This is a genomic window from Pseudomonas fluorescens (assembly GCF_000730425.1).
GTDB classification, from domain to species: Bacteria; Pseudomonadota; Gammaproteobacteria; order Pseudomonadales; family Pseudomonadaceae; genus Aquipseudomonas; species Aquipseudomonas fluorescens_X.
The window spans coordinates 2611633-2637997 of record NZ_CP008896.1; the positions used below are offsets into that span (position 1 = coordinate 2611633).

Genomic DNA, 26365 nt, shown 5'->3' on the forward strand with positions numbered 1-26365 from the left:
TAGCCCATGACCGCCCCCAGCACGCCAAAACCTCCGCGCAAGAAGCCGAAAACCGCCACCACGGCCAAGCCCGTCGTGCCGCGCAAGGAGGCGACCCTGCACCCGCGCAACCGTCACCAGGGCCGTTACGACTTTCCGGCGCTGATCAAGACCACGCCAGAACTGGCCCAGTTCGTGATCCTCAACCCCTACGGCAAGGAAAGCATCGACTTCGCCAGCCCGGACGCGGTGCGCGTGTTCAACCGGGCGCTGCTCAAGGCGTTCTATGGCGTACAGCACTGGGATATCCCGGCTGACTACCTGTGCCCACCGGTACCGGGGCGTGCCGATTACGTGCACTTTCTCGCCGACCTGCTGGCCAGCGTCAATGACGGCAAGATTCCCCGCGGCTCAATCGTCAAGGTGCTGGATATCGGCATGGGCGCCAACTGCGTCTACCCGTTGATCGGCTACATGGACTATCGCTGGAATTTCCTCGGCTCCGAGATTGATCCCATCGCGGTCGCTGCCGCCAAGGCCATCGTGCAATCCAATGACCTGAACAAGGTCATCCAACTGCGCCAGCAGACCAACCCCAAGCACATTCTGCTGGGGCTGCTGGAGCCGGGTGAGCGCTTTGACCTGACCATGTGCAACCCGCCCTTCCATGCCTCCATGGACGAAGCGACCAAAGGCAGCGAACGTAAGTGGCGTGCCCTGGGCAAGGCCGACCCCAAGCGCAAACTGCCGGTCCTGAACTTCGGCGGGCAATCGGCAGAGCTGTGGTGTGAGGGCGGTGAAGCGCGGTTTGTCACGCAATTGATCGCCGAAAGCGCGCATTTCGCCCATAAAGTGCTGTGGTTCAGCACCCTGGTGTCAAAAGCCTCCAACCTGCCTGCCATCGAGACCGCGCTGAAAAAGGCCGGCGTCCTGGAAAGCCAGGTGGTGGAAATGTCCCAGGGCCAGAAACAGAGCCGTTTCGTCGCCTGGACCTTCCAGACCAAGAACGAACAGCAGATCTGGCGCCAGCGCTGGGTGCGCTAAGGCATCTACAGATAAAAACGCAGGCAACAAAAAACCGTGCCCGGATCGCTCCGGTGCACGGTTTTTTTTGCTGCGTCTTACTTGTTGATCGAGTCGGTCAGGCCTTTGGCCACAACCAGCTTGATCACTTTCTTGGCAGCGATTTCGATGGCAGCGCCAGTCGAAGGGTTGCGGCCGGTACGGGCTGGGCGCTCGGTCACTTTCAGTTTGCCAACACCTGGCAGAGTGATTTCGCCACCGTTGTCCAGCTGGTCACCAACGATCTGAGCCAGTTGCTCCAGTACTGCACGTACTTGAACCTTGGTGGTATCAGTGGATTCGGCGATATCAGCGATCAGTTGGTCTTTAGTCAAAGCCATTGTGGTGTTCCTTCCCTATCAAATTCATTTGGATTGCAGAGTGCAGTGTCAGCCATCGAGCCCGACCGTCATGGCCTGGCACCCCTGGCCATAACCGCGAGAGATCGGGGTTATAGATGCTTGAAACGGGGTTTGGTTCGACCTGACAAATGCTGAATGCACGCTTAACGCCGATACATCGCGTAAGACGGGGCAAAACTAGCACAGAGACGGGGAAATATCCGCCTCTACCTACCCATTTGGTCAGCTTTATCGCTCTAAACCGTGAAAAAAAGGCATATGAGCCGTCAGAGGCCTCCCGAAACCGCTTCAAACGACGCCGCGACCAACGGGTGCGGTACACTGGCGACTTTTTCCGGGAGGCCAACCGCTCCCGCTCAACCAGCCGAGAAGCCCATGCCGATCCGTCATTGCATCGTCCACCTGATCGACAAAAAACCCGACGGCACGCCCGCAGTTCTCCACGCCCGCGACTCTGAATTGGCCGAGTCCGCTGCCATCGAGAACATGCTCGCCGACCTCAACGAGAGCTATAACGCCAAACAAGGCAAGGCCTGGGGTTTCTTCCATGCCGAGTCCGGCGCGCACCCGTTCAGTGGCTGGTTGAAGGAATATTTCGAGGGTGGCAAGGATTTCACCGCCTTCAGCCGGATTGCCGTGGAACACCTGCAAAAGCTGATGGAGGAGTCCAACCTGTCCGTCGGCGGCCATGTGCTGTTTGCCCACTATCAACAGGGCATGACCGATTACCTGGCCATCGCCCTGCTGCACCACAGCGAAGGCGTGGCGGTGACCGATGAGCTGGACGTGACGCCTTCGCGTCACCTGGACCTGGGCCAGTTGCACCTGGCGGCGCGGATCAACGTGTCCGAATGGCAGAACAACAAGCAGTCCAAGCAGTACATCTCGTTTATCAAGGGCAAGAACGGCAAGAAGGTCTCGGAGTACTTCCGCGACTTTATCGGCTGCCAGGAAGGTGTCGACGGCCCGGGCGAGACCCGTACCCTGCTCAAGGCCTTCAGCGACTTCGTCGAGAGCGAAGACCTGCCGGACGAGTCCGCCCGCGAGAAGACCAAGACCCTGGTGGACTACGCCAGCAGCCAGGCCAAGCTCGGCGAGCCCATGGGCCTGGAAGAACTGTCGGGGCTGATCGATGAAGACCGGCCCAAGGCGTTCTACGACCATATCCGCAACAAGGATTACGGCCTGTCGCCGGAAATCCCCGCAGACAAGCGCACCCTCAACCAGTTCCGCCGCTTCACCGGGCGCGCCGAAGGCTTGTCCATCAGCTTTGAAGCACACTTGCTGGGCGACAAGATCGAATATGACGAAGCCGCCGGCACCCTGATCATCAAGGGTTTGCCGACCCAACTGACTGACCAGCTCAAGCGTCGCAACTGATGCTCGGTGGAGTCCTGAAGAAAGTCCTGCTGGTGTTGCTGGTGGTGGTGGCGATCCAGAACTGGGGCAAGATCGAGCGGGTGTTCAACCCGTCGCAGGTGGTGCCGGAGCAAGTGCGGGCCACTGCCCGGGTGACGCTGTACACCACGCAGTGGTGCGGGAGCAAGTGCGGGCCACTGCCCGGGTGACGCTGTACACCACGCAGTGGTGCGGGTACTGCAAGCAGACCCAACGGTTCCTGGATCAGAAGGGCATTCCCTACAAGACCGTGGATATCGAGAAGGATGCCCTGGGGCGCAAGACCTATGAGGCCCTGGGAGGCGGTGGGATTCCATTTGTGGATGTGAATGGCACGCAGATCCGCGATTACAACCCGGAGGCCATCCTGTCCGCCCTGAACCTGTAGGAGCCCGGCTTACCGGCGATGGCGATCTTGAGGACGCCATCGCCGGCAAGCCGGGCTACTACAGAGGGTGTGTCAGGAAATGCGGAACCCCAAGCGCGGAAAGTGCACATGCACGGTGCCGGCGCGCTCATCCTCGCGACGCAGGATCAACGCCTCGCGACCGGCAAACCGCAACTCGCCCACTACCGGGTCGACACCATAGTCGGTCGCGGCGATGGTCACTTGCTGGCCCACCTTGAACCCGTTGGGATCTTCAAATACCTCATCCGGCAGCGCCGCAGGCACGGCATTGCGGGCGATTTCCAGCGCCTGTGCGGCACTCATCTCGCTGGCGGTGCCATGCCCAAAGCCCAGTACCCGAGCAAGCCAGGCGCTGACCGCCGGATAGTTATCCACCAGCGGCGACGTCACCGGCGAGCCTTTGAGGAACCACAACGGGTGGGCCATGGCGAAATCAGCAATCGACGGCTCGCCAAACAGGAAATCACCCGGCTGGCGCTGCAACTGCTGCTCCAGGCGCGCGATGATCGCCGGCCATTGGTGCTTGGCCGTATCCAACTGCACACGCGTGGCCGAACCGCTGCCGAACATCGCCGTACGGTCAGCGACCAGCACCTGGAGCATCTGCGGCGGGACCTTGGCAAATTTCACCGCCAGGGATTCGGGCTGGAATACCAAGGCTACGGCATGGGAGAACACCACCGAATCAGCCCAGGCGGCAAAGCTCTGGCGGACCAGCTCCTGGCCTTCGGGAAACAGCGGTGGCGTAGCTTTTTCTTGCTCCAGGCGGCGGGCAATCAGCGCGGTATCACAATAAATATCCGCACCGACCTGCAGTACCGGGGTTTTACGGTAGCCGCCAGTCAGGGCCGTCAGGTCAGGTTTTGGCATCACCGGGGGAATGGTCACCGAATGCCAGGACAGCCCTTTAAAGCCCAGGAGCAGGCGGGCTTTCTCAGCGAAAGGGGATTGCGGGTAGTGATGCAGGATCAACTCAGACATGCCGGACTCCGCTAGATGAAGGAGCGGCCAGAGTATCGCGCAACAACCCTACAGCCTAGACATTGGCCTGATGGGAACTGATCAGTCAGATTGATAAGCCCGGGCCAGACACTCCTTGGCGCTTTTCTTGAGCTTTTTTATCAGGCGTTCCTGACGCAGGGCCTCGCCCTTGCTCGCGCAGGCCTCGGTATACACCAGCGCTACCGCCGGGCTGGAGAGAAAAAACCGCGCGCCCTTGCCGCTCTGATGCATCGCAAAGCGGCGCAGCGGGTCGTTGCTGATCCCGCAATAGAGTGAGCCATTGGCCGCCCGGACCAGGTAGACAAACCAGGGTTTGGGCACGACGGGTTCAGGTGGGCTGTTCACGAAAGGTTCTGGCAAACGAAAAGAGCGCCAATCTTATCAACGACTGGCCTGGAACGCTTTCAAGCCTTTCAACGCCTGGGCACGCACCGCGTTGCGTACCAGCGGCGTCCAGCCCAACAGCAGGCCCTTCGCACCGAGCGCCTGGCGCGACCAGCGCCACAGGTCGAAGCGATCGTGGTGCTCGCAGATCCTGCCATCGCGAAATACAAACCGTGCCTGGATATCGTTGACCACGGTATTGCCGGTCTGGCTGAACAGGTAGGTTGCCACCCAATGGGCGCTGCCAGTGGTGTCGTCGCTGCGCACCTGGTCGAAGGTCAGGGAAAAGTCCTTGGCCCGGGTGGTGAGCATGCGCCACATGTCGCCGGCATCACGCCCGTGCAGTTCGCCGAACGCCGGATCACTGAACACGACATCGTCGGTATAGCAGGCGCTCATGGCCTCGGCGTCCAGGCGCTGGAAGGCACGGTAGAACTCGGTGATCAGGGCGTCATGGGTGTCGCTCATGGGTGGCATCCGACAAAGGGGAGAAAGGCACCTAAGATAGTGCGCAAATGCCCGCAACACTATCGGTATTGACCCCCGCAATGTCAGGGGTACGGCCCTAGGGCACCATGCCGCAGCTGCGAGCATAGGCGAACAGATCCACGTCAGTGGAGATACACAGTCGACTCATGGCCGTGCTTTTCTGTTTACTGATGGTGGAGATGCTGCGATTGACCCGGGCGGCGATCTGGCTGACGGTCATGCCGCTGGCCAGCATGCGCACCACTTCCCGCTCCTTGCCTGACAATTGCGGCTGTTGGGATTGGTCACCGGTCCCCGCCTCCAGCAACTGGACCCGCAGGCACTCACTGGCAAACGTCTGGCCGGCGCTCACCGCCTTGATAGCGAGCGGCAGCTCCTTGGCCGAAGCGCTTTTGGCTACGATCGCCCGGGCGCCATGGGCGAACGAGGCCCGCAACGTGGCCACATTGGCAAACATCGTCACCAGGATCACCGGCAAGCTCGGGTATTGGCGTTGCAGCAGGCTCAATAAACCATATCCATCCGCCTGCTGCCCTCCCGGCATAGCGAAATCGGTAACCAGCACATCGCACGGCGTGGTACTCAACAACCGGAGCAGCTCATCCGGGCCATTGGCTTCGCCAACCACCTTGCAACTGCGATTTGCCTCGATCACAACCCTTTGCCCGATACGGATAATGGGATGGTCGTCAGCAATAATTACTCGAAGCATAGATACCCACGGATGATGGCAACTTGAATCCGCGCAAAATACCCCTGACAGCTTTCAGCAACAACCGCTAACAATGAAGGGTTTGCAGTCCCCCCCAGTGTTTTGTAGTGCCTTATTTAAGACCTACAGAACAAAAGGAAAAAACCTACATCAAAAAATCAGTCAAAACTCAAAAAAATCCTACGCCTCCATCCCGCCATAACGTTTTACAACTTGCCCAGATAAGCCAGGTAAACACTCAAGTCGCGCTGAAAGGTTTCCAGGCCCGAGCGGTTCCCAGCAACGCCATAAGCACGTACCTGCTCAATCAACAATGCGCCCTGGGATTCCAGCTCCGTACATCCCAAAAATGCCAGGCTGCCTACCAGCCGATGCAATCGTTCCGAGGTCAGCCCAGGGTCCAGCGCCAGTTGGGCATGGGCCAGGGTGACACTGTCGTCCCGGGCCTCTTGCAGCAGGAGAGCGAGCATCTGGTCCACAACCGCGGCACTGCCGAAGAGCTTGATCAAACCCGCCCGGGTTGGCTGCGCCGCCGCCATGCAGTAAGAAGATGCCTCAGGCAACCAGCGCAGCAAGACCGCTTCCAGTTGCTCCAGTGACAGCGGCTTGGCTAACCAGGCGTCCATACCCGCATCACGACACCGTTGCGGATCGTCGTGCATCAGGTTAGCGGTCAAGGCGATGATCGGCACACGTCGATGCCCATGCTGATGCTCCCGAAGGCGCACTTCCCGCGCCATGGCATATCCATTCATGTTCGGCATCTGGCAGTCGCTGATCACCAGGTCAAAGTGGCGACGCTCCATGGCGATCAACCCTTGGACACCGTCCGAAGCCATCTCATGATCGAGCTTGAGTATTCGCAGAAACTGGCCCATCAGGGCCCGGTAGGCCGAATGGTCCTCCACCACCAGCACGGCCACAGAGACATCGCTCGCGAACACACTCGTTCACCCCATTCTGCGTGTCGATCCTTCAGTGCCCGGACTCAAGACGCCTCCACCGTGCAGGCGGCATGGCACTGACGCAACGGCCGAGGGGAAACGCTGTGCAGCGCCTGGATATCTCCATGTAACCGTCATCGCGCAGCAAAAATACTCAAATGAATGCCCTCGCAGCGATACAACAACTACGAAAAATCCAATTTTCCTACATCAATCCAGACTTTATTCCGACATTCCCCCTCAGCAGTCGTTGAGCACGGCATTGTCGTAAAAGTTGTATTCACGCCGTCCAGGCCAGCCGATAGATTGCGCCCCACCCCACTAGAGGGTACGAGGCTCGCCACTTGCGCCAGCCCGAATAACGATGCGCCCGAACCCCACCCCCATCCAGGAGTGGTGTTGCCCTGCCCCCCATCAAGTCGCTCTTACACTGGAACAACCTGAAATGCACAAGTCCCTAACCCTGTTGAGCACCGCCCTGTTGCTCGCCACCGCTTCATCCACGTTCGCCGCCAGTTCGGTGGACCTGGCCGTCAAGGGCCTGATCACCCCCAGCGCCTGCACACCCAGCTTACCGGCTGCCGGTATTGTCGATTACGGAAAAATCTCGGCCAAGGATCTCAACACTGACAAGCCAACCGTCCTAGAAAGGAAAACATTTCAACTGATGATCAATTGCGAGGCCTCGACGCTGCTCGCCATCAAACCCGTCGACAACCGGGCAGGCACCTCGATCAGAAACTATGGCTTCGGCCTGGGCTTGATCAATGGTGACGAAAAGTTGGGGATGTACAACTTGCTCTTTGTGGACTCGGCCGCTGATGTCCCATCAATCCTGCTGCACTCCATTGACGAGGGCAACGTCTGGAGAACGCTTTGGGATGACGACATCGTCGCCCCGAGCTACTGGGTCGCCTTTGGCAGTCTGGGACCGGACGCCTATACACCCCACCCGGTGCAGCAAGCCACGATCGACGGGCAAGTGTTGGCCGTCATTGCCCCGGCAAACACGCTGACGCTGACCAACGACGTCGCGATGGATGGCTCGGCAACCTTTGAGGTGCTGTACCTGTAACGGTGCGCGCGACACCACTGACCCTACTCACAAAGGTTCTTTCATTTATGAGCACTTTTATTCCACGGCTGTTGGTGACGTTCGTATTGGCGCCGTCGGCCTTTGCCGTCAGTACCACAGACCTTGCAGTGAAAGGGGCAATCACGCCCAATGCCTGCGAACCAATGATCTCCAGTGGCGGGGTGGTGGACTTTGGAAAGATGTCGGCCAAGTCGCTGAATGCAGACCAGCACACCGATCTGCCCAGGCAGATACTGACATTGAGCGTGAGGTGCGAAGGCCCGGCCTTCTTCACCCTTAACACGATCGACAACCGGGCCGGCTCCTCTGCCAACCACCATCACTGGCATGGGCTGGGCATGACACCCAGCGGCGAAAAACTCGGTGGCGCAGGCTTTGGCCTCTATAACGCAGTCGCCGACAGTGAGCCCGTACAGACCATCGTGTCCGAAGACGGTGGAGCGACCTGGGCCACCGCAGTGTTACTCAGCCACACCGGCCTCACCGCCGTGGCGCAGGCTGGTACCTCGGTACCGCGCGCGGTCAAGGAACTTGACGCCGAACTGCGTCTTTACACGCACATCGCCCCCGCCAACGGTTTGTCTCTGGTCGACGAAGTCCCCATCGACGGTCACGCCACGGTGCAATTGAAATACCTGTGACCCGCTTTAACCAGCCTCCATTGAAAGGAATTCGCACGCCATGAACCACACACTTCGCGTTCTCGCCACTGGCCTGTTGCTGACGAGCACCAGCTCAGCCTTCGCTGCTTCGACCGTCGACCTGACCGTCAAGGGTTTGATCACACCTAGCGCCTGCACCCCCAGCCTGTCCAGCGGCGGCGTGATCGACCACGGCAAAATTTCCGCCAAGGATTTGCGCCCGGACAACCCAACCCTGATCGGCACCCACACCCTGAACTTGTCCGTGAGCTGCGATGCCGCAATCCAGTTTGCACTGCATTCAATCGACAACCGCGCCGGTTCCTCCCTCTCCAGCACCAGCTTCGGCCTGGGGCTGATCAACGGCACCCAGAAACTGGGGTGGTACAACCTGACCCTGAACAATCCCGTGGCCGATACGGTGGCAGTGCAACCTATCGCCTCCACGGACGCAGGCAATACCTGGTACAGCGAAAAATTCTGGGATCCGGGCCTGTACATGTCGATTGCCGCGATGGACGACAGCAGCCAGCCATTGGCAACGAAGGATCTGCAGGTCGATTTGTTCGTGGAAACCGTGATTGCCAGGACCGATAGCCTGGACCTGAGCAACGAAGTGACCCTCGACGGCTCCGCCACCCTTGAAGTGAAGTACCTGTAGCACCATGGCCGCCCATGCCCTGCTTTACCCTCCCCGGCATGGGCGCGTTCCCACCGTCGGGCTTACTTCTCTTGCCCATGGCGCAAACCGATGAATACCTTTCCAAGTTTTTTCTGCGTTCTGCTGTACCTGACACTCGCAGGTCCGGCCATGGCCGCCGCCACGGTCGACATCACGGTGACGGGAAGGCTGACGCCCGATGCCTGCCATATCGCGTTGTCCAATGAGGGCAATATCGACCATGGCAAAATCCCTGCGCATCATCTGGCCCCCAATGAGTTCACCGTGCTGCCCACCCAGTATCTGGAGCTGAGTGTGCAGTGTGGCCGACCGATGCTGTTCGCCATCGTGGGCCTGGACAATCGTGTCGACTCCTCATTGGCCCCGGCGTTCTTCTACGGCCTGGGAAGAAACATCCATGCCCCGGTCGAACGCCTGGGTTCCGTGGCGCTGTCCTATCGCGACCCCGTTGGCGACTTGCAGCCCATGCAAGTCCTGGGCTCCGCCGACAATGGCGAAACCTGGGGCCCGGAACCCAATGCCTATCCCCACCGGGCCATGGGTTTTGCCCTGCCTGGGGATCGTCAGCCGGACTTTATCCGCCAATTGAACGCCCAGCTTCGCATCGACACCTCCATCAATTTCGCGCAGTACCTGACCTTGAACCAGGACGTGCCGCTAGACGGTTCCATCGTGCTGGACTTGCGCTACCTCTGACCTACCCCCCACGGGAAAAGACTCATCATGACCACTCAGTATTTAACCGGCGTCGCCTGCCTCGTGCTATTGCTGTTCGCCCATCAGGCCCGGGCGGACGGCATGGTCCCGGACACCTCCGTGGTGATCGTCTACCAGGCGCAAGGCGAGGCCAGTGTCTCGGTGACCAACACCGACAGCCAACTGGCCCTGCTGCATGTGACCCTGGAGGACATTCCCGAAGACCGCGAACCCTTGCTGGTGGTCACCCCTCCGCTGTCTCGGGTCGAAGCCTCCAAATCACAACTGGTGCGCTTCATCCTGCAAACCCGGCAGCCGCTGCAAACCCAGCGGCTCAAGCGAGTGATTTTTGAAGGCATGCCCCAGGGCCGGCCAGCCACCGAGGCCGGTCATGCACGGGTGGGCGTGACGGTGCGTCAGAACCTGCCGCTGATCATTCACCCTGAGGGCCTGGCGCGTAACCCGACTCCCTGGACCGACTTGAACTGGTCGCTGCGAGAAAACACCTTGCAAGTGCACAACGACACCCCCTACGTCGTACGTCTGGCCCAGGAACTGCGCCTGCTGCCCGGCGACGGCAAGGCGATGCTGCCACGTACCTATCTGTTGCCCGGAGAGCGCCTGAGCATGCCGGCCACAGGCGGCCCGGCCACCTCGGTAAGGTTTCAACCGGCGACTGTCTATGGCTTTGCCGTAGCCGCCTACGACGCCCCTATCACCCCCTGAAAAACCCAGGTGTCGCAGGATAGCCAGGCCCCTGAATAACGAAGTGACGGCGCCATGACCGCCACCGGGATGTGTGCAATGGCCGAAACGGACTCGGCCCGGCACCGCCATTAACCGAGTGCCTCTCGTGAAAACAGTACTGAGTTACCGTGACGGCGAAGCCGTGCCCGTTCGTCTCGTTTTGCCGGCGCTGTTACTGGCCACGGCCTTATTGCCGACCCTGGCCAGGGCCGGGACCGTGCAGGATGCGCACTTCGATGCCCAGACCCTGCACCAGCGCGGGATTGACCCGCAACTGGCCAGCCTGCTGCTTGACGCTCCGCGTTTCGCGGCAGGTCGTCAGGCTGTGAGCCTGACCGTAAACGGCCAACGCCGCGGCCGGCTCGAAGTGAATGTCGATGCCCGGGGCAATCTGTGCTTCGACCGCGCCCTGCTGGACGCAGCCAACCTGCGGGTACCGGACGACAACACTCGTTGCCACGACTTTCTCACCCGCTTCCCGCAAAGCCTGGTGGAACAGGATCCGGCCACCTTGACGGTAGCTCTGGTGGTGCCCACCGAAGCTTTGCGCCCGATACCGCAGGATATCTCCGGGTACCAGACCGGTGGCGTTGCCGGCCTGCTCAATTACGACCTCAGCGGTTTTTACAATCGCTACGGTGACGACTCCAGTCGTTTTGGATCGGCCAATACCGAGGTGGGGTTCAATGCCGGTGACTGGATCGTACGCAGCCGCCAGGTACAGACCTGGCAGGATGGCGTGTCACGCAGCACCCATCTGGAGGCCTACGCCCAACGCACCTTTGCCAGCCACCAAGCGGTGCTGCAGGCCGGGCAGATCAACCTCTACAACCCAGTGCTGCCCGGAGCGCAGATCACCGGGGTCCAGGTGCTTACCGAGGAGGCCCTTCAAGACCAGGGCCAAGGGGCGACCATTGATGGCATCGCCAATAGCCCGGCGCAGGTCGAGGTACGCCAGAACGGCGCGCTGATCCATTCCACCGTGGTTCCCGCCGGACCGTTTTCGTTGACCGATGTACGCCGCTTGAACACTCGTTCGGATGTCGAAGTCACGGTCAAGGAAAGCGTGGGGGGCGAGCGGCGCTTTACCGTGCCGGCGGCGATGCTCGGCCTGGGGCTGCCCGCACCGGGCTATTCGGTCGCTGCCGGGCGAGTGCGCAATGTCGGTGACGCCCATGGCGCCGACCCCTGGGTAGTCAGCGCAGGCTGGAGCGGTACGCTACACCCGCAACTGAGCCTGGGCAGCGGCATCCTGGCGTCCGGTGAATACCGCGCAGGCGGCTTGAGCCTGGGCTGGTTGCCGTGGTTGGACGGCCAGTTCCAGGTGTCCACCCAGGTCGCCGACGCCCGCGCCAGGGAAACAGTGCGCGGGCTGCAAACCGACCTGGCCTGGTCCCAGCGCCTGGGTGAGCAATGGTCCTTCAGTGCCGCCAACTCCTGGCGCAGCCCTGGCTATAGAGAGTTGGAAGAAGCCACCTACGAACCGCAAACCACCCGACAGCGCCAATCACGCTATCGCGACCAACAAAGCCTGAACCTGGGTTGGTCCCACCCCTGGCTGGGGGCGTTCAGTGCCGGGGTCTCACGCTCCAGCAACTTTGCCGGCGACAGCAGCAACCGCGCCCTGGCCTCATGGGGCACCAGCCTGAAGGCCGTCTCCCTGTCGGCCAGCGCCGAATGGCAGATGGGCGGACGCCAGCAGCAAGACAACGCAATCTACTTGAACATCAGCCTGCCCTTGGGCGAAAACCGTCGGGCGCGCAGTTGGCTGCGCAACTCCGACGGCGAACACCGCGTGGGCGTGGGCATGAACGAGCAGGTGAACGATCAATTGAGCTATCGCGTCAGCGCTGAACACGACAGCCGCGACCAGCAAGTGGAGACCACCCTCGGTCTGTCGGCGCTGCCCCGCTACAGCCAGCTGGACCTGAGCTATAGCCGCTCCGATGCGCAGCGCTCCAGCTATCAGGGCGGCGCCCGGGGCGGTGTGGTGGTACATGGCGGCGGGGTCACTCTGTCGCCGTATCCGGTACGCGATACCTTTGCCGTCCTCTCGGTCGGCGAGATCGGCGGCATTCAGGTCAGCACCCCCAGCGGCCCGGTCTGGACCGACTGGCAAGGCCAGGCCGTCGTCCCACAGGTGTCCGCCTATGGCCGCAGCCCGGTGGAAGTCCAGACGCGTTCGTTGCCACGTAACGCCGACATCAGTAATGGCCTGGCGCTGATCTCGGTAGGACGCGGCGCCGTGGATCGAGTGGATTTCGGCGTGACCCTGACTCGTCGCGTGCTGCTGACGGTCAGCACCGACCAGGGCGCTGCCTTGCCTCGCGGAGCCAGCGTCAGTACCGCCAGCGGCGAGTTTGTCACCCTGGTCCAGGAAGGCAGCCAGGTGTTCCTGCCCAATGTGCTCGACCAGCCCGTGCTGTGGATCAAAGCCCCTGGTATGGAACGTTGTGCCTTGCAATACGAACTGCCGCCCAAGGGCGACCCCCAGGTCTACTTCGAAACCGCATCGGCCCGCTGCCATACCCTTTGAGGAAACTGCCATGCCCCTAGATATCCGCTGGTTACAGCTCAGTACCCTAGCCCTGCTTACGGGCCTGTGCGGTATTGCCCAGGCCCAGGACGAGTGCCAGTTGAACCTGAGCGAACCGCTCCTGGATCTGGGACTGATGAACCGTATTGCCCAGAGCGCCAGTGCTTCCCAGCACCTGCTGGGCGAGCGCCACTTGAGCCTGACCCTCACCTGCCCGCACCCTCAGGATCTGAGTGTGTTCTACAGCGCCAGAGCAACGCACAACCAACGCCTGCAATTCACCGAGCATGGCAGCTATGACCTGCAAGTGCGTGACGCGCTGCTGGATGGCCGCCCCGTGGAACTGGGACTGCTGCCAGCCTTTGGCCAGGCACCTGTGGCCAACGGCGCGCAACTGGACTGGCGGGCCGGGCATGGGATCGCGCCTGTGCAAGGCGCCAGCATGCTGCATGGCAAGAGCCTATCCCTGCAATTGACCTTGCGGGCCTGGGCAGACATCGCCGCCACCCATGTCAGGGATGCGACGACCTGGGAAGTCACCGGGCTGTTCGATGCTCGCCACAGTGGGCGCTACCGGGAGTTGACGTTGCGTGCACATTTCGCACCGGTTGCCTGTACCCCTCACCTGTCCAATGGTGGCCTCGTCGACTACGGGACACTGCTGGCCAAGGACCTGAGCCCCACCCACGAAACCCCACTGCCCACCAAGACGCTACTGCTTTCTGTCAGTTGCGATGCTCCCACACGCTTCGCTCTGTTGATGCACGACAACCGCGATGGCACGGCCACCGGCGGGATCGACGAGACCGCCTACGGTCTGGACCTGGACAACAGCCGCAACAAGATTGGTCGCTACTACGTCAACCTGGACCCCGCTGACTTCACCGCCGACACCCTGCCCACGCTCTACCGCACCGACTCCACCAGCGGTGGCGTGGCCTGGAGCAGCGCCACGGCGCGACAGATCCCCATGGCCGCCCACAGCTACCTGGGCTTTACCGAGCGGGTTGCCAGCACCAACGGCCCAGTGGCCATCCAGAACCTGGCCGGCACCCTGCGGGTCAAGGCCTACCTTGTGCCCACCCAAAACCTGGACCTGCGTGAAGTCGTCTACCTCAACGGCTCCGGCACCCTCGAAATCAAATACCTGTAAGGACCCTCATCATGAAACGCTACCCCGTCGCACTGTGCAGCCTGCTCTACCTGCCGCTGATGCCCCATGGCCTGGCGGCGTCTGCCGTTGACCTGGGCGTCAAGGGGCTGATTACGCCCAGCGCCTGTACCCCGCAAATGTCCAACGGTGGATTGATCGACTATGGAAAGATTTCCCAGCAGGACCTGAACCTCGACAAAGGCACTCGCTTGCCGGCCAAACCACTGCAAGTGAGCATCAGCTGCAACGGCCCGAGCCGCTTCGCCCTGCGCATGCGCGACAATCGCGACGGCTCGGCCATGGTCAACAGCGAGATTTACTACGGGCTGGGGCTCGACAACAGTGGCAACCGTATCGGCCTGTACTCAGTGACGTTTGACCCCAGGCAGACTGTGGTCGACGGCAGCGCACTGATCTACGGCACCGAGTCCACCACCGCAGGCCTCGCCTGGCGCACCGCCAACCTCAACCCCATCGACATGGGTGCCAATAGTTACCTGGGGTTCACGGACATCGAAGGCAGCACGGGCGGGCCGTCGGCAATCCAAGTGCTGACCAGCACGGTCAAGGTCGAGACGGTGATCAACGCCAAACAGAACCTGGACTTGAGCACCGACACGCTGCTCGACGGCTCGGCCACCATGGAGGTGATTTATCTCTAGCGTTTTTCGCTGGTGACTTGCACATATCGCGCACGCCCGGCGCCCAGGCCGGCGACGATTGCAGCCAGGCCGATCAGCGCAAAAATCCAGCCGATGGCGGCCCAGCCTCCGGTCCAGTCATGCACCAGGCCGACCGCGAACGGGCCGAGGGACGCCAGGGTGTAGCCGATGCCCTGAGCCATGCTCGACAGGTTGGCGGCCACATGGGCATCGCGCGAGCGCAGGACGATCAGGGTCAGCGCCAGGCTGAATGTACCGCCCTGGCCCAGCCCCAACAAAATCGCCCAGCCCCACAGACCGTCGAGCGGTGCGTACAGGCATCCGAACAGGCCGCCGAGGGTCAACAGCATCACCACCACAATCGCCAGGCGCTGGTCTTTGCCGCGGGTGGCCAACCAGGGCGCCGCCAGGGAGCTGGCCAACTGCACGATGATGGAGCCAGACAGGGCCAACCCGGCTTCAGTCGCACTCAGGCCCCGACCGATGAGGATCGACGGCAACCAGCCGAACACGATGTAGGCCAGGGACGATTGCAGGCCCATGTACAACGTCACCTGCCAGGCCAGTGGATCACGCAGCAAACCCTTGACCCGGTACGCCACCTGGTGCGCCCCGTGTTGCTGGCCGACCTGTGGCAGCCAGAACAGCGCCGCCACCAGGGCGGGCAGCATCCAGAAGCCCAGGCCGATGCTCCAACTGTCCGCGAAGTAATGACTCAATGGCACCGTGGCGCCCGCCGCCAACGCCGCCCCCAGGCACAAGGCCATGGTGTACACGCCCGTCATCGCGCCGGCTTGCTTGGCGAAATCACGCTTGACGATGCCCGGCAACAACACGCCGATAATGCCGATACTGGCCCCGGCCAGCAGGCTGCCGGCGAACAGGCCAGCCTCACCGAACGAGCTGCGCAGAATGATGCCGGCGGCCAGGGTCAGCAAAATCCCCAGCACCACCCGCTCGGCACCAAAACGCCTGGCCAGGATCGGCGCCAGGGGTGCAAACAGGCCCAGGCATAGCACCGGCAAGGTGGTCAGCAGGCCGGCACTGGCAGCCGACAGCCCCAGGCTGCCGGACACCTCGCCAAGCAGCGGCGCCATGCTCGACAGCGCCGGACGCAGGTTCAGTGCCACCAGGATCAGGCCCAGCAACAACAGCCACGGGCGATGTACCTGCGGCGCAGTGTGCTGGACCACCTCGTCATCGGCCTCGGCGTCGATCAGCAACTCTTCAAGGGCATTGTCTGGGCGTGGCATGGCGCTCTCGGGTTCAAGGTTCATTGATCAACTGCCGGCACAGGGCCTTGGCGCGCTCCGGGTCCTGCTGCGCCACGGCATCGAGCAATTCGACGTGCAGGTCGAACACCGCCTGGCGGCGCGGCTTGATATTCAGGGTCTGGCGCAACTGGGCGCCGACGATGCTGGAAAAGTACTGGTACAGCTCGCTCAAGGCCGGGTTGTGGGCCGCATCCACCAGGTGTTTGTGAAACACCAAATCGCACTGGATGTAGTGCTCCAGGTCACCGTGATAGTGCTCGCCACTGGCCTGCAACGCTTGACGCAGACGCTGCAAATCCTCGGGGGTACGGCGCAACGCCGCCAGGCCGACGGCCTCGACCTCAAGGATCTGCCGTGTCTCCTGGGCCTGGACCAGGGTGCACTGGGACATGGCGCTCACCACCCCCAACGGATCGGTCATCGAACGCAGGTAGCTGCCGTCGCCCTGGCGGATCTCGATCAACCCGCAAAACGCCAACACCCGCATGGCCTCGCGCACGGTATTGCGGCTAATGCCCAGCTCGGCCGACAGCGCAGGCTCGGTGGGCAGGCGCTCGCCAATGGCCCACTTGCCCTGGGTGATGCGTTGGCGCAGTTGGTCCAGGGCCTGGTCGACCAGGGAGCGTTTAATCAGCGGGGCGATGTCTGGCATGGGCTTGGTACTTTCGTCCAATCATAGGATGAATTTTCGTACAGCCTATTCGCAGTTGCCTACCGAAGCAACGCACAGTGCAGATCGCTGTGGCGAAGCGGGTGACGAACGGGTTCTCTCGGTACGAGCGCGGCGAGCTTATGGCCCCAAAAATAAACCCGGCACCAGGCCGGGTTTATGCTCTCAACCATCAATCAATGCAAAATCTGACTCAAGAACAACCTCGTCCGCTCATTCTGCGGGTTGTCGAAGAAGTCATTGGGCGCCGCCTGTTCCACGATCTCGCCCTTGTCCATGAAGATCACACGGTTGGCCACCGTGCGCGCAAAGCCCATTTCGTGGGTCACGCACAACATGGTCATGCCGTCTTCGGCCAGGCCGATCATGGTGTCCAGTACCTCCTTGACCATCTCCGGGTCGAGGGCCGACGTCGGTTCGTCGAACAGCATGATTTTGGGCTTCATGCACAGGGCACGGGCGATGGCCACACGCTGTTGCTGGCCGCCGGACAGCTGCCCCGGAAACTTGTGGGCCTGCTCCGGAATACGCACGCGCTCCAGATAGTGCATGGCAATTTCCTCGGCCTTGCGCTTGGGCATCTTGCGCACCCACATCGGAGCCAATGTGCAGTTCTGCAGGATGGTCAGGTGCGGGAACAGGTTGAAGTGCTGGAACACCATGCCCACTTCGCGGCGCACGCTTTCGATCTGCTTGAGGTCGTTGGTCAGTTCTACCCCATCGACCACGATGCGGCCCTGCTGGTGTTCTTCCAGGCGGTTGAGGCAACGGATAGTAGTGGACTTGCCCGAGCCCGACGGGCCGCACAGCACGATGCGCTCCCCCTGCTGAACGTTGAGGTTGATGTCTTTCAACACATGAAACTGGCCGTACCACTTGTTGACGCCCTGCATCTGGATAATGCCTTCAGGGCTCACAGGCTGTTTGATCGCTTCGCTCATAACAACAACTCCTAACGCTTGTGGCCAGTGTCGAGCTTGTGTTCCAAATGGATGGAATAGCGCGACATACCAAAACAGAAAATCCAGAACACCAGGGCCGCGAACACATAGCCTTCAGTGGCCATGCCCAACCATTTCGGGTCGGCAGCGGCTTGCTTGACGCTGTTGAGCAGGTCGATCAGGCCGATGATGATCACCAGGCTCGTGTCCTTGAACAACGCGATCAGCGTGTTGACGATCCCAGGAATCACCAGCTTCAGCGCCTGGGGCAAGATCACCAACCCCATGCTGCGCCAGTAACCCAGGCCCATCGCCGCTGCGGCTTCGTACTGGCCCTTGGGAATGGCCTGCAACCCACCGCGCACGACTTCGGCCACATAGGCAGACTGGAACATGATCACACCAATCAGCGCCCGCAGCAGCTTGTCGAAATTCATGCCCTCGGGCAGGAACAGCGGCAACATCACCGACGACATGAACAGCACCGTGATCAATGGCACGCCGCGCCAGAACTCGATAAATGTCACGCACAACACACGGATCGCCGGCAGGTTCGAGCGCCGCCCGAGCGCCAGCAGGATGCCCAATGGCAACGCGCCGGCGATGCCCACGGTGGCGATCACCAGGGTCAGCATCAGGCCGCCCCATTTCGACGTCTCCACGGGTTCCAGGCCCCAGTAGCCACCCGTGAGAAGCACAAAGGCCAGCACTGGAAACACCAGCAAAAAACCCAGGCCGTAGAGCGGTTTGCGCGGCATGCGCTTGATGAACAGCGGCGCAGCACCGAGTACGGCCAACCATAGGGTGAGATCGACGCGCCAGCGCAGTTCACTGGGGTAATAGCCGTACATGAACTGGCCGAACCGTTGCTGCACAAACACCCAACAGGCGCCCTCCCTGGTGCAGTCGGCTTGCGTCGTGCCCACCCAATTGGCGTCCAGGAACGCCCACTGCAACAGCGGCGGCACGGTCAGGTAAACGAGGTAAACCGCAAGCAGGGTCAGCAGGGTATTGAACCAACTGGAGAACAGGTTGCTGCGCATCCAGGCGAGCACACCGGCGCTCATGTTGGGCGGCGGCATGTCGGGTTTGAAGATATGAACATTCATGGCCGCTTCCTCACCGCTCGATCAGCGCAATGCGCTTGTTGTACAGGTTCATCAGCAGCGAAATGCTGATGCTGATCGCCAGGTACACACTCATGGTGATGGCAATCACTTCGATACCCTGGCCAGTCTGGTTGAGCACGGTACCGGCAAACAGCGACACCATTTCCGGATAGCCAATGCCGGCTGCCAGGGACGAGTTTTTCGCCAGGTTCAGGTATTGGCTGGTCAACGGCGGAATGATCACCCGCAGGGCTTGCGGGAGGATGACCTTGCGCAACGTCGGCCCCGGGCGCAGGCCCAGGGAGCGGGCCGCTTCGGTCTGGCCATGGCTGACCGACTTGATGCCGGAGCGCACGATTTCGGCGATGAACGCGGCGGTGTATACCGTCAGCGCCAGGGTCAGTGCCAACAGCTCGGGGATCAATACCCAGCCGCCGACAAAGTTGAACCCTGCAAGCCTGGGCATCTCCCAATGCACCGGTGAGCCGAACACCAGGATGCTCAAGGCCGGGATCACGAGAAACAGCGCCAGGCCCGCCCAGAATGTGTGAAAGGGCACGCCCGTGGCTTCAAAGCGCCGGGTCGCCCAACGGCTCATCAACACGATCGCGACGATGGCCACTCCCACGCTGATCCAGAACGGCCAGAACCCATCCGCCGCGAGCGCTGCCGGCATATTCAGGCCACGGCTGCTGACAAAGAACATGTCCCCGAAGTTATGGCTGGCGCGCGGGCCAGGCATGGTCAGGAACACCGCAAAATACCAGAACAGAATTTGCAGCAGCGGGGGGATATTGCGGAACACCTCGATATAAAGGGTGGCCAGCTTGTTGATCATCCAGTTCGGCGAAAGCCTGGCGACACCAATCATGAACCCGAGGAGGGTCGCCAGGACCACACCAATGGCCGTCACCAGCAGGGTATTGAGCAGGCCGATCACAAAGACCCGGGCATAGCTGTCCGATTCGGTGTAGTCGATCAAATGCTGGGCAATGCCAAAGCCGGCACTGCGCTCAAGAAACGAGAAGCCCGAGGTGATCCCCCGGTGCTGCATATTGACCTGAGTGTTATGGACCAGATACCAGCCCAAGCCGACCACCGCCACGATGGCAATGATCTGAAATAGCCACGCACGCACTTTGGGATCGCTGAAGCTGAGCTTCTGCTTGGGTGCGCCGATTTGAGTTTGCATGAAGTGCCCCAGAAATAATGGAACAGAACATCACCCGGCGGTTGGCCCACCGGGTGATAGAACCATCAGTGATCAGCGCACAGGGGGTGCGTATTGAATGCCACCGTTGTTCCACAGCGCGTTCAGGCCGCGGTCGATTTCCAACGGGGTGCTCTTGCCCAGGTTGCGCTCGAACACTTCGCCGTAGTTACCGACCTGCTTGACGATCTGTACGACCCAATCCTTCTTCACCTTCAGGTCTTTGCCGTACTCACCGTCCGCACCCAACAGGCGCGCAATGTCCGGGTTCTTGGTGGACTTGGCTTCAGCTTCGACGTTCTTCGAGGTGATGCCGGCTTCTTCGGCGTTGAGCATGGCGTAGCCCACCCAGCGCACGATGGCCAGCCACTCGTCGTCGCCGTTACGCACGACCGGGCCCAGGGGCTCCTTGGAAATGGTTTCCGGCAGCACCATGTAGTCCTTCGGCGCAGCCAGCTTGCTGCGCTGGGCGAACAGTTGCGACTTGTCGGAGGTCAGCACGTCGCAGCGGCCGGACTCCAGGGACTTGGCGCTCTCGTCGGAGGTGTCGAAGGTGATCGGGGTGTACTTGAGGTTGTTGGCGCGGAAGTAGTCGGAAACGTTCAGCTCAGTGGTGGTACCGGCCTGGATGCAAATGGTTGCACCGTCCAGTTCCTTGGCGCTCTTCACGCCCAGCTTGTTGTTGACCAAAAAGCCGATGCCATCGTAGTAAGTGATAAAGCCCGGGAATTTCAGGCCCATGCCCGCATCACGGGAGCTGGTCATGGTGGTGTTGCGCGACAGGATGTCGACTTCGCCCGATTGCAGCGCGGTGAAACGCTCCTTGGCATTCAACTGGCTGAACTTGACCTTGGTCGCGTCGCCAAACACAGCCGCCGCCACGGCACGGCAGTAATCAGCGTCGATCCCGAGAATCTTGCCGCTGGCATCCGGCACCGAGAAACCCGGCAGGCCGTCGCTGACGCCACATTGCACAAACCCTTTTTTCTGCACCGCATCCAGGGTGGCGCCGGCCTGGGCCAGACCACTGATCCCCATTACGGTCGCCGCGGTCACGATGACCAGGGTGGACTTCAATACCTTCATTCAAACCTCCAGTTGCTCTTGTTGTGTCGGAGCTAGAACCTCTGCGCACCCTTGTGAGGCGATATCGACCCGTGTTGGCTTTTTTTGGGGTCAAGCGGCAAGAGGCTGTCGCTGTCATTGCAGCGGCTATCCCAGAGGCGGCAGTCACTGATAGTGTTACCGTCCTCAGATAGTTCTGACCTCGACCTACACATAGCAAGCGGCGTACCAGAGTGTCGGCTGAGCCGTTTCAGCTCAGGATCTATCGCAAAACAGTCAACCAGGCGACATCTTGTTAACCGAATCACCTTCCACGCACCGCCCCGACGCCCCTCAGCGGCGCGCGCGCACATTTTTGGAGCAAACATGACCGAACCCTTGATTCTTCAGCCCGCCAAGCCCGCAGACGCCTGCGTAATCTGGTTGCATGGCCTGGGTGCCGATCGCTACGACTTCCTGCCGGTGGCCGAAGCGTTGCAGGAAACCTTGTCGTCCACCCGCTTTGTCCTGCCCCAGGCCCCCACCCGTCCAGTGACCATCAATGGTGGCTACGAGATGCCAAGTTGGTACGACATATTGGCCATGAGCCCGGCGCGCGCGATCAGCCGCGAACAGCTGGATGAGTCTGCCAAAATGGTCACTGATTTGATCGAACAACAAAAAGCCGGCGGAATAGAGCCTTCGCGAATTTTCCTTGCCGGCTTTTCCCAAGGTGGCGCCGTGGTTTTGCACGCTGCCTTTGTAAAATGGCAGGGGGCCCTGGGTGGCGTGCTTGCCCTCTCCACCTATGCCCCCACGTTCAGCGACGAGCTGGAATTGTCGGCGAGCCAGCAGCGCATTCCGGCCCTGTGCCTACATGGCCAGTACGATGAAGTGGTGCAGAACGCCATGGGCCGTAGCGCCTACGAGCACTTGAAGCTGCGTGGTGTCACCGTGACATGGCAGGAATACCCAATGGGTCATGAAGTGTTACCCGAGGAAATCCGCGCTATCGGCACCTGGTTGACCGACCGTCTGGGCTGAAAGACCGCCATTGTGTAGCCGCATGACCAACGCACTACGCCGCGCCCGATTCTTGCATTACACTGGCCGGCGTACATTCCTTAACCAATTGATGAGATGACCGTGCTCAAAGCACTCAAGAAGATGTTCGGTAAAAGCGAGGCTGAACCACTCGCCCCTGTTCCCAGCGCCCCTGTCCAAGCTCCCGGCAGCCGCCACGATGGTAAACAGCCAGGCCGAACCGCGCCCGTTGCCTCGCCAAAACAGCCGCCCACGGCCCCTGCCGCCGCCGTGCCGCCCGCTGAACCCGCCCGCGTGGAAAAACCTCGCCGCGAACGTGCACCAAAACCCGTGGTGAAGCCATGGAAACTGGAAGACTTCGTGGTCGAGCCCCAAGAGGGCAAGACCCGCTTTCACGACTTCAAGCTGGCCCCGGAACTGATGCACGCCATCCAGGACCTGGGTTTCCCGTACTGCACACCGATCCAGGCACAAGTGCTGGGCTTTACCCTGGCCGGCAAAGATGCCATCGGTCGCGCCCAGACCGGTACCGGCAAGACCGCTGCGTTCCTGATCTCGATCATCACCCAACTGCTGCAGACGCCGCCGCCCAAAGAGCGCTACATGGGTGAACCGCGGGCGCTGATCATCGCCCCGACCCGGGAACTGGTGGTGCAGATCGCCAAGGATGCCGCCGACCTGACCAAATACACCGGCCTCAACGTCATGACGTTTGTGGGCGGCATGGACTTCGACAAGCAGCTCAAGCACCTGGAAGCGCGACACTGCGACATCCTGGTCGCCACGCCGGGCCGCTTGCTGGACTTCAACCAGCGCGGCGACGTGCACCTGGACATGGTCGAGGTGATGGTGCTGGACGAAGCCGATCGGATGCTCGACATGGGTTTCATCCCACAAGTGCGCCAGATCATTCGCCAGACCCCACCCAAAAACGAACGCCAGACCCTGCTGTTCTCCGCAACCTTCACCGAAGACGTGATGAACCTCGCCAAGCAGTGGACCACCGATCCATCCATCGTCGAGATCGAGGCAGAAAACGTCGCCAGCGAAAACGTCGAACAGCATATCTATGCCGTGGCCGGCGCCGACAAATACAAGCTGCTCTACAACCTGGTCAACGACAATGGTTGGGAGAGGGTCATGGTGTTTGCCAACCGCAAGGACGAAGTGCGGCGCATCGAAGAACGCCTGGTACGCGATGGCGTCAACGCTGCGCAGTTGTCGGGCGATGTGCCGCAGCACAAACGCATCAAGACCCTGGAAGGCTTTCGTGAAGGCAAGATCCGCGTGCTGGTGGCTACCGATGTGGCAGGGCGTGGGATTCATATCGACGGCATCAGCCACGTGATCAACTTCACCCTGCCGGAAGTGCCGGACGACTACGTGCACCGGATCGGCCGTACCGGTCGTGCGGGGGCTGCGGGTGTGTCGATCAGCTTTGCCGGGGAAGATGACTCGTACCAGTTGCCTTCAATCGAGGCGCTGCTGGGGCGCAAGATCAGTTGTGAGACGCCGCCGACGCATCTGTTGCGCGCCGTAGAGCGCAAACGCCCTTAAGCGGGCATAGCCTGGCTTGTGCAGGAGCTGGCTTGCCAGCGATAGCATCACCGCGGTCTCGATGTCCCGAGGTGCATGCATCGCAGGCAAGCCAGCTCCTACATTTGCGTTCGGCGCTTTCAGATCCAAGGAGGAACAGATGAACCAGGCCGACTACCTCATCATCGGCGGCGGCATTGCCGGTGCCTCCGCCGGCTACTGGCTGTCCCGGCACGCCCGGGTCATTGTGCTGGAACGTGAGTCTATGCCGGGCTATCACTCCACCGGCCGTTCCGCCGCCCTCTATATCGCTGCCTACGGCACGCCACAAGTGCGCGCCCTGACGCTGGGCAGCCGCGATTTCTTCGATCACCCGCCCGCAGGTTTTAGCGAACACCCGCTGCTCACCCCTCGTGGCGAAATATTGGTGGACTTTATCGGCGACCCCGACGAATTGCAGCGCCAGTACCTGAGCGCCAAGGCGCTGGTTGCGCAAACCCGCCTGCTGGATCTCGAAGAAGCCATGGCGATGCTGCCCATCCTGCGCCGGGAAAAAGTCCATGGTGCGATCTACGACCCGACGGTCTGCGATATCGACACCGACGCGTTGTACCAGGGCTATTTGCGAGGCATTCGGCGCAACGGCGGCGTTATTCATACCGACTGTGAAGTGCAAACGCTCAACCGTGATGACCAGGGCCAGTGGCAAGTGCGCACCTCGCAACAGCGCTTCAGCGCCCCAGTGATCATCAACGCCGCCGGTGCCTGGGCCGACACCATCGGCGACATGGCCGGCGCACAAAAAATCGGCCTGCAACCCAAGCGCCGCAGTGCCTTTGTGTTCGCCCCACCGGCTGAAATGGATATTCAGGGATGGCCGGAGTTGGCCGCCCTCGACGGCTCGTTCTACATGAAGCCCGATGCCGGGATGTTCCTCGGCTCCCCGGCCAATGCCGACCCGGTGGAGCCCCACGACGTGCAGCCTGAAGAGCTGGATATCGCCACCGGCATCTATCACATCGAAGAAGCCACCACCCTGAGCATCCGCCGCCCGGCACGGACTTGGGCAGGGCTGCGCAGTTTTGTCAGCGACGGCGACCTGGTGTGCGGCTTTGATCCGCAGGTAGAGGGTTTGTTCTGGATTGCAGCCCAGGGTGGCTACGGGATCCAGACCTCACCGGCCATGGGCCAGGCCAGTGCGGCGTTGGTGCGGGGTCAGCCGTTGCCCGAGGCACTGGTTACGATGGGGCTGAGCGAAGCGATGCTATCGCCAAAACGCCTGAACAAACACGATATCTAGACCTGCCGCTGGCCCAGTGCGAGAGTTGGGCTTACCCGCTCCCACATTTGAACCTCCAACGTCTCAAGATCGGTGCTCGCCAACTACTTCCAGCGGTCAGCGGCGACGTGATCGCTGGTGCGCCCTTCAACCCACCGCGCCCCTTCACTGGTGCTTTCCTTCTTCCAGAACGGCGCTCGGGTCTTCAGGTAGTCCATCACAAACGCACAGGCGTCAAACGCTGCCTGCCGATGGGCGCTGGCGGCGGCGACAAACACGATGGGCTCACCCGGCTCCAGGCTGCCAATGCGGTGCAGCACTTCCAGTTTGAGCAACGGCCAGCGCTGCTCGGCTTCGACGGCGATCTTGGCCAGGGCCTTTTCGGTCATGCCAGGGTAGTGTTCGAGGAACATTCCGGCTACATCCAGGCCATCATTGAAGTCGCGTACATAGCCGACAAAACTCACCACGGCCCCCACGCCGACATTGGCAGCGTGCATGGCGTTGACTTCGGCACCGGGGTCGAAAGGCTGGAGTTGTACGCGAACAGCCACGGTCAGCCTCCAGTCACGGGCGGAAAAAATGCCACTTCATCGCCGGGCTGCAACGGCTCGTCAAGGGCGCACAGCTCCTGGTTGCGCGCACACATCAGGCTTGCTTCGTTGAGCACCTCGAAGCCCGGATCAGCGGCCAACGCCAGGCGCACGGCATCGACCGTGGCGAAGTCGCCTTCGACTTCCAGGGAGTCCAGGCCCACCGCTTCGCTGTAGCGGGCAAAAAACAGTACGTTGATACTCATGCTTGATCCGCCTTGAAATGCCCGCTCTTGCCGCCGAGTTTTTCCAGCAGGCGAATGTTTTCGATGGTCATGCCACGGTCTACCGCCTTGCACATGTCGTAGATAGTCAGCGCAGCGACACTGGCGGCCGTCAGCGCTTCCATCTCCACGCCGGTCTGCCCGGAAAGCTTGCAACGGGCGATGATGTGCACGGTATTTTCCCCTTCAGCGGCCAGTTCTACCTTGACCCCGGTCAGCATCAGCGGATGGCACAGGGGGATCAGGTCGCTGGTCTTTTTCGCCGCCTGGATCCCGGCGATCCGCGCCACAGCGAACACGTCGCCCTTGGGGTGGGCGCCGTCGACGATCATTTGCAGGGTCTGGGGCAGCATGCGCACCCGCGCTTCGGCCACGGCTTCACGGAACGTCACGGTTTTTTCGGTGACGTCGACCATATGGGCACGGCCCTGGGAATCGAGATGAGTCAGCACGGGGATACTCCTGATCAGAAGCCCCGATTGTAAAC

28 protein-coding genes and 1 pseudogene are annotated in these 26365 nt (G+C 61.2%); 14 read left to right on the forward strand and 15 right to left on the reverse strand.

All coding sequences use genetic code 11. From position 1 onward, the window contains the following. Positions 1–6: 6 nt before the first annotated feature. Positions 7–1023, forward strand: a complete 1017-nt coding sequence (gene rlmF, locus HZ99_RS11465) for a 23S rRNA (adenine(1618)-N(6))-methyltransferase RlmF (protein ID WP_038443108.1) — start codon at positions 7–9, stop codon at positions 1021–1023. 77 nt (positions 1024–1100) lie between these two features. On the opposite strand, the gene HZ99_RS11470 is transcribed toward rlmF, so the two are convergent. Further along, positions 1101–1382: an HU family DNA-binding protein gene (locus tag HZ99_RS11470; protein ID WP_038443110.1), complete on the reverse strand. Its 282-nt coding sequence runs from the start codon at positions 1380–1382 to the stop codon at positions 1101–1103. A gap of 396 nt (positions 1383–1778) precedes the next feature. Here HZ99_RS11470 and yejK point away from each other — a divergent pair, with 396 nt between their 5' ends. Both yejK and HZ99_RS11480 read left to right on the forward strand, forming a co-directional pair. Then, on the forward strand, positions 1779–2783 hold the full coding sequence (yejK, locus tag HZ99_RS11475) for a nucleoid-associated protein YejK (protein ID WP_038443112.1): 1005 nt from the start codon (positions 1779–1781) through the stop codon (positions 2781–2783). Continuing rightward, positions 2783–3189, forward strand: a pseudogene (locus tag HZ99_RS11480) (glutaredoxin family protein). The gene yejK and the pseudogene HZ99_RS11480 overlap by 1 nt, the downstream one beginning before the upstream one ends. Positions 3190–3261: 72 nt before the next feature. On the opposite strand, the gene HZ99_RS11485 reads toward HZ99_RS11480, so the two are convergent. The 5 genes from HZ99_RS11485 to HZ99_RS11505 form a co-directional block, all read right to left on the reverse strand. Beyond that, on the reverse strand, positions 3262–4191 hold the full coding sequence (locus tag HZ99_RS11485; RefSeq protein ID WP_038443115.1) for a glutathione S-transferase family protein: 930 nt from the start codon (positions 4189–4191) through the stop codon (positions 3262–3264). An 81-nt stretch (positions 4192–4272) separates the two neighbouring features. After that, complete coding sequence (locus HZ99_RS11490; RefSeq protein WP_038443118.1) at positions 4273–4557, reverse strand: GIY-YIG nuclease family protein; 285 nt, start codon at positions 4555–4557, stop codon at positions 4273–4275. Between the two features lie 36 nt (positions 4558–4593). Next, complete coding sequence (locus tag HZ99_RS11495; protein ID WP_038443121.1) at positions 4594–5064, reverse strand: nuclear transport factor 2 family protein; 471 nt, start codon at positions 5062–5064, stop codon at positions 4594–4596. A gap of 97 nt (positions 5065–5161) precedes the next feature. Beyond that, entirely contained in the window at positions 5162–5797 is a 636-nt protein-coding gene (locus tag HZ99_RS11500; RefSeq protein ID WP_038443124.1) for a response regulator transcription factor, read from the reverse strand. Between the two features lie 206 nt (positions 5798–6003). After that, positions 6004–6741: a response regulator gene (locus tag HZ99_RS11505; protein ID WP_235205586.1), complete on the reverse strand. Its 738-nt coding sequence runs from the start codon at positions 6739–6741 to the stop codon at positions 6004–6006. Positions 6742–7186: 445 nt separating this feature from the next. On the opposite strand from HZ99_RS11505, the gene HZ99_RS11510 reads away from it, so the two are divergent. The 8 genes from HZ99_RS11510 to HZ99_RS11545 all read left to right on the forward strand — a co-directional run bounded on the left by HZ99_RS11510 (position 7187) and on the right by HZ99_RS11545 (position 14954). Beyond that, a complete protein-coding gene (locus tag HZ99_RS11510) occupies positions 7187–7816 on the forward strand; it encodes a DUF1120 domain-containing protein (protein ID WP_038443127.1) in 630 nt (209 codons plus the stop codon). A 47-nt stretch (positions 7817–7863) separates the two neighbouring features. Further along, a complete protein-coding gene (locus tag HZ99_RS11515) occupies positions 7864–8478 on the forward strand; it encodes a DUF1120 domain-containing protein (RefSeq protein WP_038443129.1) in 615 nt (204 codons plus the stop codon). Positions 8479–8518: 40 nt separating this feature from the next. After that, a complete protein-coding gene (locus tag HZ99_RS11520) occupies positions 8519–9139 on the forward strand; it encodes a DUF1120 domain-containing protein (protein ID WP_038443132.1) in 621 nt (206 codons plus the stop codon). Positions 9140–9229: 90 nt separating this feature from the next. Further along, on the forward strand, positions 9230–9856 hold the full coding sequence (locus HZ99_RS11525) for a DUF1120 domain-containing protein (protein WP_038443134.1): 627 nt from the start codon (positions 9230–9232) through the stop codon (positions 9854–9856). Between the two features lie 27 nt (positions 9857–9883). After that, a complete protein-coding gene (locus HZ99_RS11530; protein WP_038443137.1) occupies positions 9884–10582 on the forward strand; it encodes a fimbria/pilus chaperone family protein in 699 nt (232 codons plus the stop codon). Between the two features lie 127 nt (positions 10583–10709). Continuing rightward, positions 10710–13139 (forward strand): fimbria/pilus outer membrane usher protein, encoded by a 2430-nt coding sequence (locus HZ99_RS11535; protein WP_181883235.1) that lies wholly within the window; start codon positions 10710–10712, stop codon positions 13137–13139. A 10-nt stretch (positions 13140–13149) separates the two neighbouring features. Then, positions 13150–14292, forward strand: coding sequence for a DUF1120 domain-containing protein (locus tag HZ99_RS11540; protein ID WP_051903152.1), 1143 nt, complete (start codon positions 13150–13152; stop codon positions 14290–14292). An 11-nt stretch (positions 14293–14303) separates the two neighbouring features. Further along, positions 14304–14954 (forward strand): DUF1120 domain-containing protein, encoded by a 651-nt coding sequence (locus HZ99_RS11545; protein ID WP_038443140.1) that lies wholly within the window; start codon positions 14304–14306, stop codon positions 14952–14954. Here HZ99_RS11545 and HZ99_RS11550 read toward each other — a convergent pair. The 6 genes from HZ99_RS11550 to HZ99_RS11575 form a co-directional block, all read right to left on the reverse strand. Then, positions 14951–16231 carry a CynX/NimT family MFS transporter gene (locus tag HZ99_RS11550; protein ID WP_038443143.1) on the reverse strand — a complete coding sequence of 427 codons (1281 nt, stop codon included), beginning with the start codon at positions 16229–16231 and terminating at the stop codon, positions 14951–14953. The two genes, HZ99_RS11545 and HZ99_RS11550, sit on opposite strands and share 4 nt — an antisense overlap. Then, positions 16221–16880: a FadR/GntR family transcriptional regulator gene (locus HZ99_RS11555; RefSeq protein ID WP_038443145.1), complete on the reverse strand. Its 660-nt coding sequence runs from the start codon at positions 16878–16880 to the stop codon at positions 16221–16223. The genes HZ99_RS11550 and HZ99_RS11555 overlap by 11 nt, the downstream gene beginning before the upstream one ends. 194 nt (positions 16881–17074) lie before the next feature. Next, the gene (locus HZ99_RS11560; RefSeq protein ID WP_038443148.1) at positions 17075–17839 is read right to left on the reverse strand and encodes an amino acid ABC transporter ATP-binding protein; all 765 of its coding nucleotides are present in this window, start codon (positions 17837–17839) and stop codon (positions 17075–17077) included. Between the two features lie 11 nt (positions 17840–17850). Next, positions 17851–18948 carry an amino acid ABC transporter permease gene (locus tag HZ99_RS11565; RefSeq protein ID WP_038443151.1) on the reverse strand — a complete coding sequence of 366 codons (1098 nt, stop codon included), beginning with the start codon at positions 18946–18948 and terminating at the stop codon, positions 17851–17853. Positions 18949–18958: 10 nt separating this feature from the next. Next, positions 18959–20140: an amino acid ABC transporter permease gene (locus HZ99_RS11570; protein WP_038443154.1), complete on the reverse strand. Its 1182-nt coding sequence runs from the start codon at positions 20138–20140 to the stop codon at positions 18959–18961. Between the two features lie 72 nt (positions 20141–20212). After that, the gene (locus HZ99_RS11575; protein WP_038443156.1) at positions 20213–21244 is read right to left on the reverse strand and encodes an amino acid ABC transporter substrate-binding protein; all 1032 of its coding nucleotides are present in this window, start codon (positions 21242–21244) and stop codon (positions 20213–20215) included. 345 nt (positions 21245–21589) lie between these two features. Between HZ99_RS11575 and HZ99_RS11580 the strand changes: the two genes are divergently transcribed. From HZ99_RS11580 to HZ99_RS11590, 3 genes are all read left to right on the forward strand, one after another. Further along, entirely contained in the window at positions 21590–22246 is a 657-nt protein-coding gene (locus HZ99_RS11580; protein ID WP_038443159.1) for an alpha/beta hydrolase, read from the forward strand. Positions 22247–22342: 96 nt separating this feature from the next. After that, positions 22343–23803: an ATP-dependent RNA helicase RhlB gene (gene rhlB / locus HZ99_RS11585; protein WP_038443163.1), complete on the forward strand. Its 1461-nt coding sequence runs from the start codon at positions 22343–22345 to the stop codon at positions 23801–23803. Positions 23804–23942: 139 nt separating this feature from the next. Then, the gene (locus HZ99_RS11590) at positions 23943–25082 is read left to right on the forward strand and encodes an NAD(P)/FAD-dependent oxidoreductase (RefSeq protein ID WP_038443166.1); all 1140 of its coding nucleotides are present in this window, start codon (positions 23943–23945) and stop codon (positions 25080–25082) included. 83 nt (positions 25083–25165) lie between these two features. On the opposite strand, the gene moaE is transcribed toward HZ99_RS11590, so the two are convergent. From moaE to moaC, 3 genes are read right to left on the reverse strand one after another with little or no spacing between them, the layout of a single operon-like run. Beyond that, complete coding sequence (gene moaE, locus HZ99_RS11595) at positions 25166–25615, reverse strand: molybdopterin synthase catalytic subunit MoaE (protein ID WP_038443169.1); 450 nt, start codon at positions 25613–25615, stop codon at positions 25166–25168. Positions 25616–25617: 2 nt separating this feature from the next. Continuing rightward, complete coding sequence (gene moaD / locus HZ99_RS11600; RefSeq protein ID WP_038443171.1) at positions 25618–25860, reverse strand: molybdopterin converting factor subunit 1; 243 nt, start codon at positions 25858–25860, stop codon at positions 25618–25620. Next, positions 25857–26330: a cyclic pyranopterin monophosphate synthase MoaC gene (gene moaC, locus HZ99_RS11605; protein ID WP_038443174.1), complete on the reverse strand. Its 474-nt coding sequence runs from the start codon at positions 26328–26330 to the stop codon at positions 25857–25859. Before moaC ends, moaD begins: the two co-directional genes overlap by 4 nt. Positions 26331–26365 lie beyond the last annotated feature (35 nt).

Coding starts and splice junctions, on each gene's coding strand:
- rlmF (WP_038443108.1), top strand. CDS start 7: ATGACCGCCCCCAGCACGCCAAAACCTCCGCGCAAGAAGCCGAAAACC.
- HZ99_RS11470 (WP_038443110.1), bottom strand. CDS start 1,382: ATGGCTTTGACTAAAGACCAACTGATCGCTGATATCGCCGAATCCACT.
- yejK (WP_038443112.1), top strand. CDS start 1,779: ATGCCGATCCGTCATTGCATCGTCCACCTGATCGACAAAAAACCCGAC.
- HZ99_RS11485 (WP_038443115.1), bottom strand. CDS start 4,191: ATGTCTGAGTTGATCCTGCATCACTACCCGCAATCCCCTTTCGCTGAG.
- HZ99_RS11495 (WP_038443121.1), bottom strand. CDS start 5,064: ATGAGCGACACCCATGACGCCCTGATCACCGAGTTCTACCGTGCCTTC.
- HZ99_RS11500 (WP_038443124.1), bottom strand. CDS start 5,797: ATGCTTCGAGTAATTATTGCTGACGACCATCCCATTATCCGTATCGGG.
- HZ99_RS11510 (WP_038443127.1), top strand. CDS start 7,187: ATGCACAAGTCCCTAACCCTGTTGAGCACCGCCCTGTTGCTCGCCACC.
- HZ99_RS11515 (WP_038443129.1), top strand. CDS start 7,864: ATGAGCACTTTTATTCCACGGCTGTTGGTGACGTTCGTATTGGCGCCG.
- HZ99_RS11520 (WP_038443132.1), top strand. CDS start 8,519: ATGAACCACACACTTCGCGTTCTCGCCACTGGCCTGTTGCTGACGAGC.
- HZ99_RS11525 (WP_038443134.1), top strand. CDS start 9,230: ATGAATACCTTTCCAAGTTTTTTCTGCGTTCTGCTGTACCTGACACTC.
- HZ99_RS11530 (WP_038443137.1), top strand. CDS start 9,884: ATGACCACTCAGTATTTAACCGGCGTCGCCTGCCTCGTGCTATTGCTG.
- HZ99_RS11540 (WP_051903152.1), top strand. CDS start 13,150: ATGCCCCTAGATATCCGCTGGTTACAGCTCAGTACCCTAGCCCTGCTT.
- HZ99_RS11545 (WP_038443140.1), top strand. CDS start 14,304: ATGAAACGCTACCCCGTCGCACTGTGCAGCCTGCTCTACCTGCCGCTG.
- HZ99_RS11550 (WP_038443143.1), bottom strand. CDS start 16,231: ATGAACCTTGAACCCGAGAGCGCCATGCCACGCCCAGACAATGCCCTT.
- HZ99_RS11555 (WP_038443145.1), bottom strand. CDS start 16,880: ATGCCAGACATCGCCCCGCTGATTAAACGCTCCCTGGTCGACCAGGCC.
- HZ99_RS11560 (WP_038443148.1), bottom strand. CDS start 17,839: ATGAGCGAAGCGATCAAACAGCCTGTGAGCCCTGAAGGCATTATCCAG.
- HZ99_RS11565 (WP_038443151.1), bottom strand. CDS start 18,948: ATGAATGTTCATATCTTCAAACCCGACATGCCGCCGCCCAACATGAGC.
- HZ99_RS11570 (WP_038443154.1), bottom strand. CDS start 20,140: ATGCAAACTCAAATCGGCGCACCCAAGCAGAAGCTCAGCTTCAGCGAT.
- HZ99_RS11575 (WP_038443156.1), bottom strand. CDS start 21,244: ATGAAGGTATTGAAGTCCACCCTGGTCATCGTGACCGCGGCGACCGTA.
- HZ99_RS11580 (WP_038443159.1), top strand. CDS start 21,590: ATGACCGAACCCTTGATTCTTCAGCCCGCCAAGCCCGCAGACGCCTGC.
- rhlB (WP_038443163.1), top strand. CDS start 22,343: ATGACCGTGCTCAAAGCACTCAAGAAGATGTTCGGTAAAAGCGAGGCT.
- HZ99_RS11590 (WP_038443166.1), top strand. CDS start 23,943: ATGAACCAGGCCGACTACCTCATCATCGGCGGCGGCATTGCCGGTGCC.
- moaD (WP_038443171.1), bottom strand. CDS start 25,860: ATGAGTATCAACGTACTGTTTTTTGCCCGCTACAGCGAAGCGGTGGGC.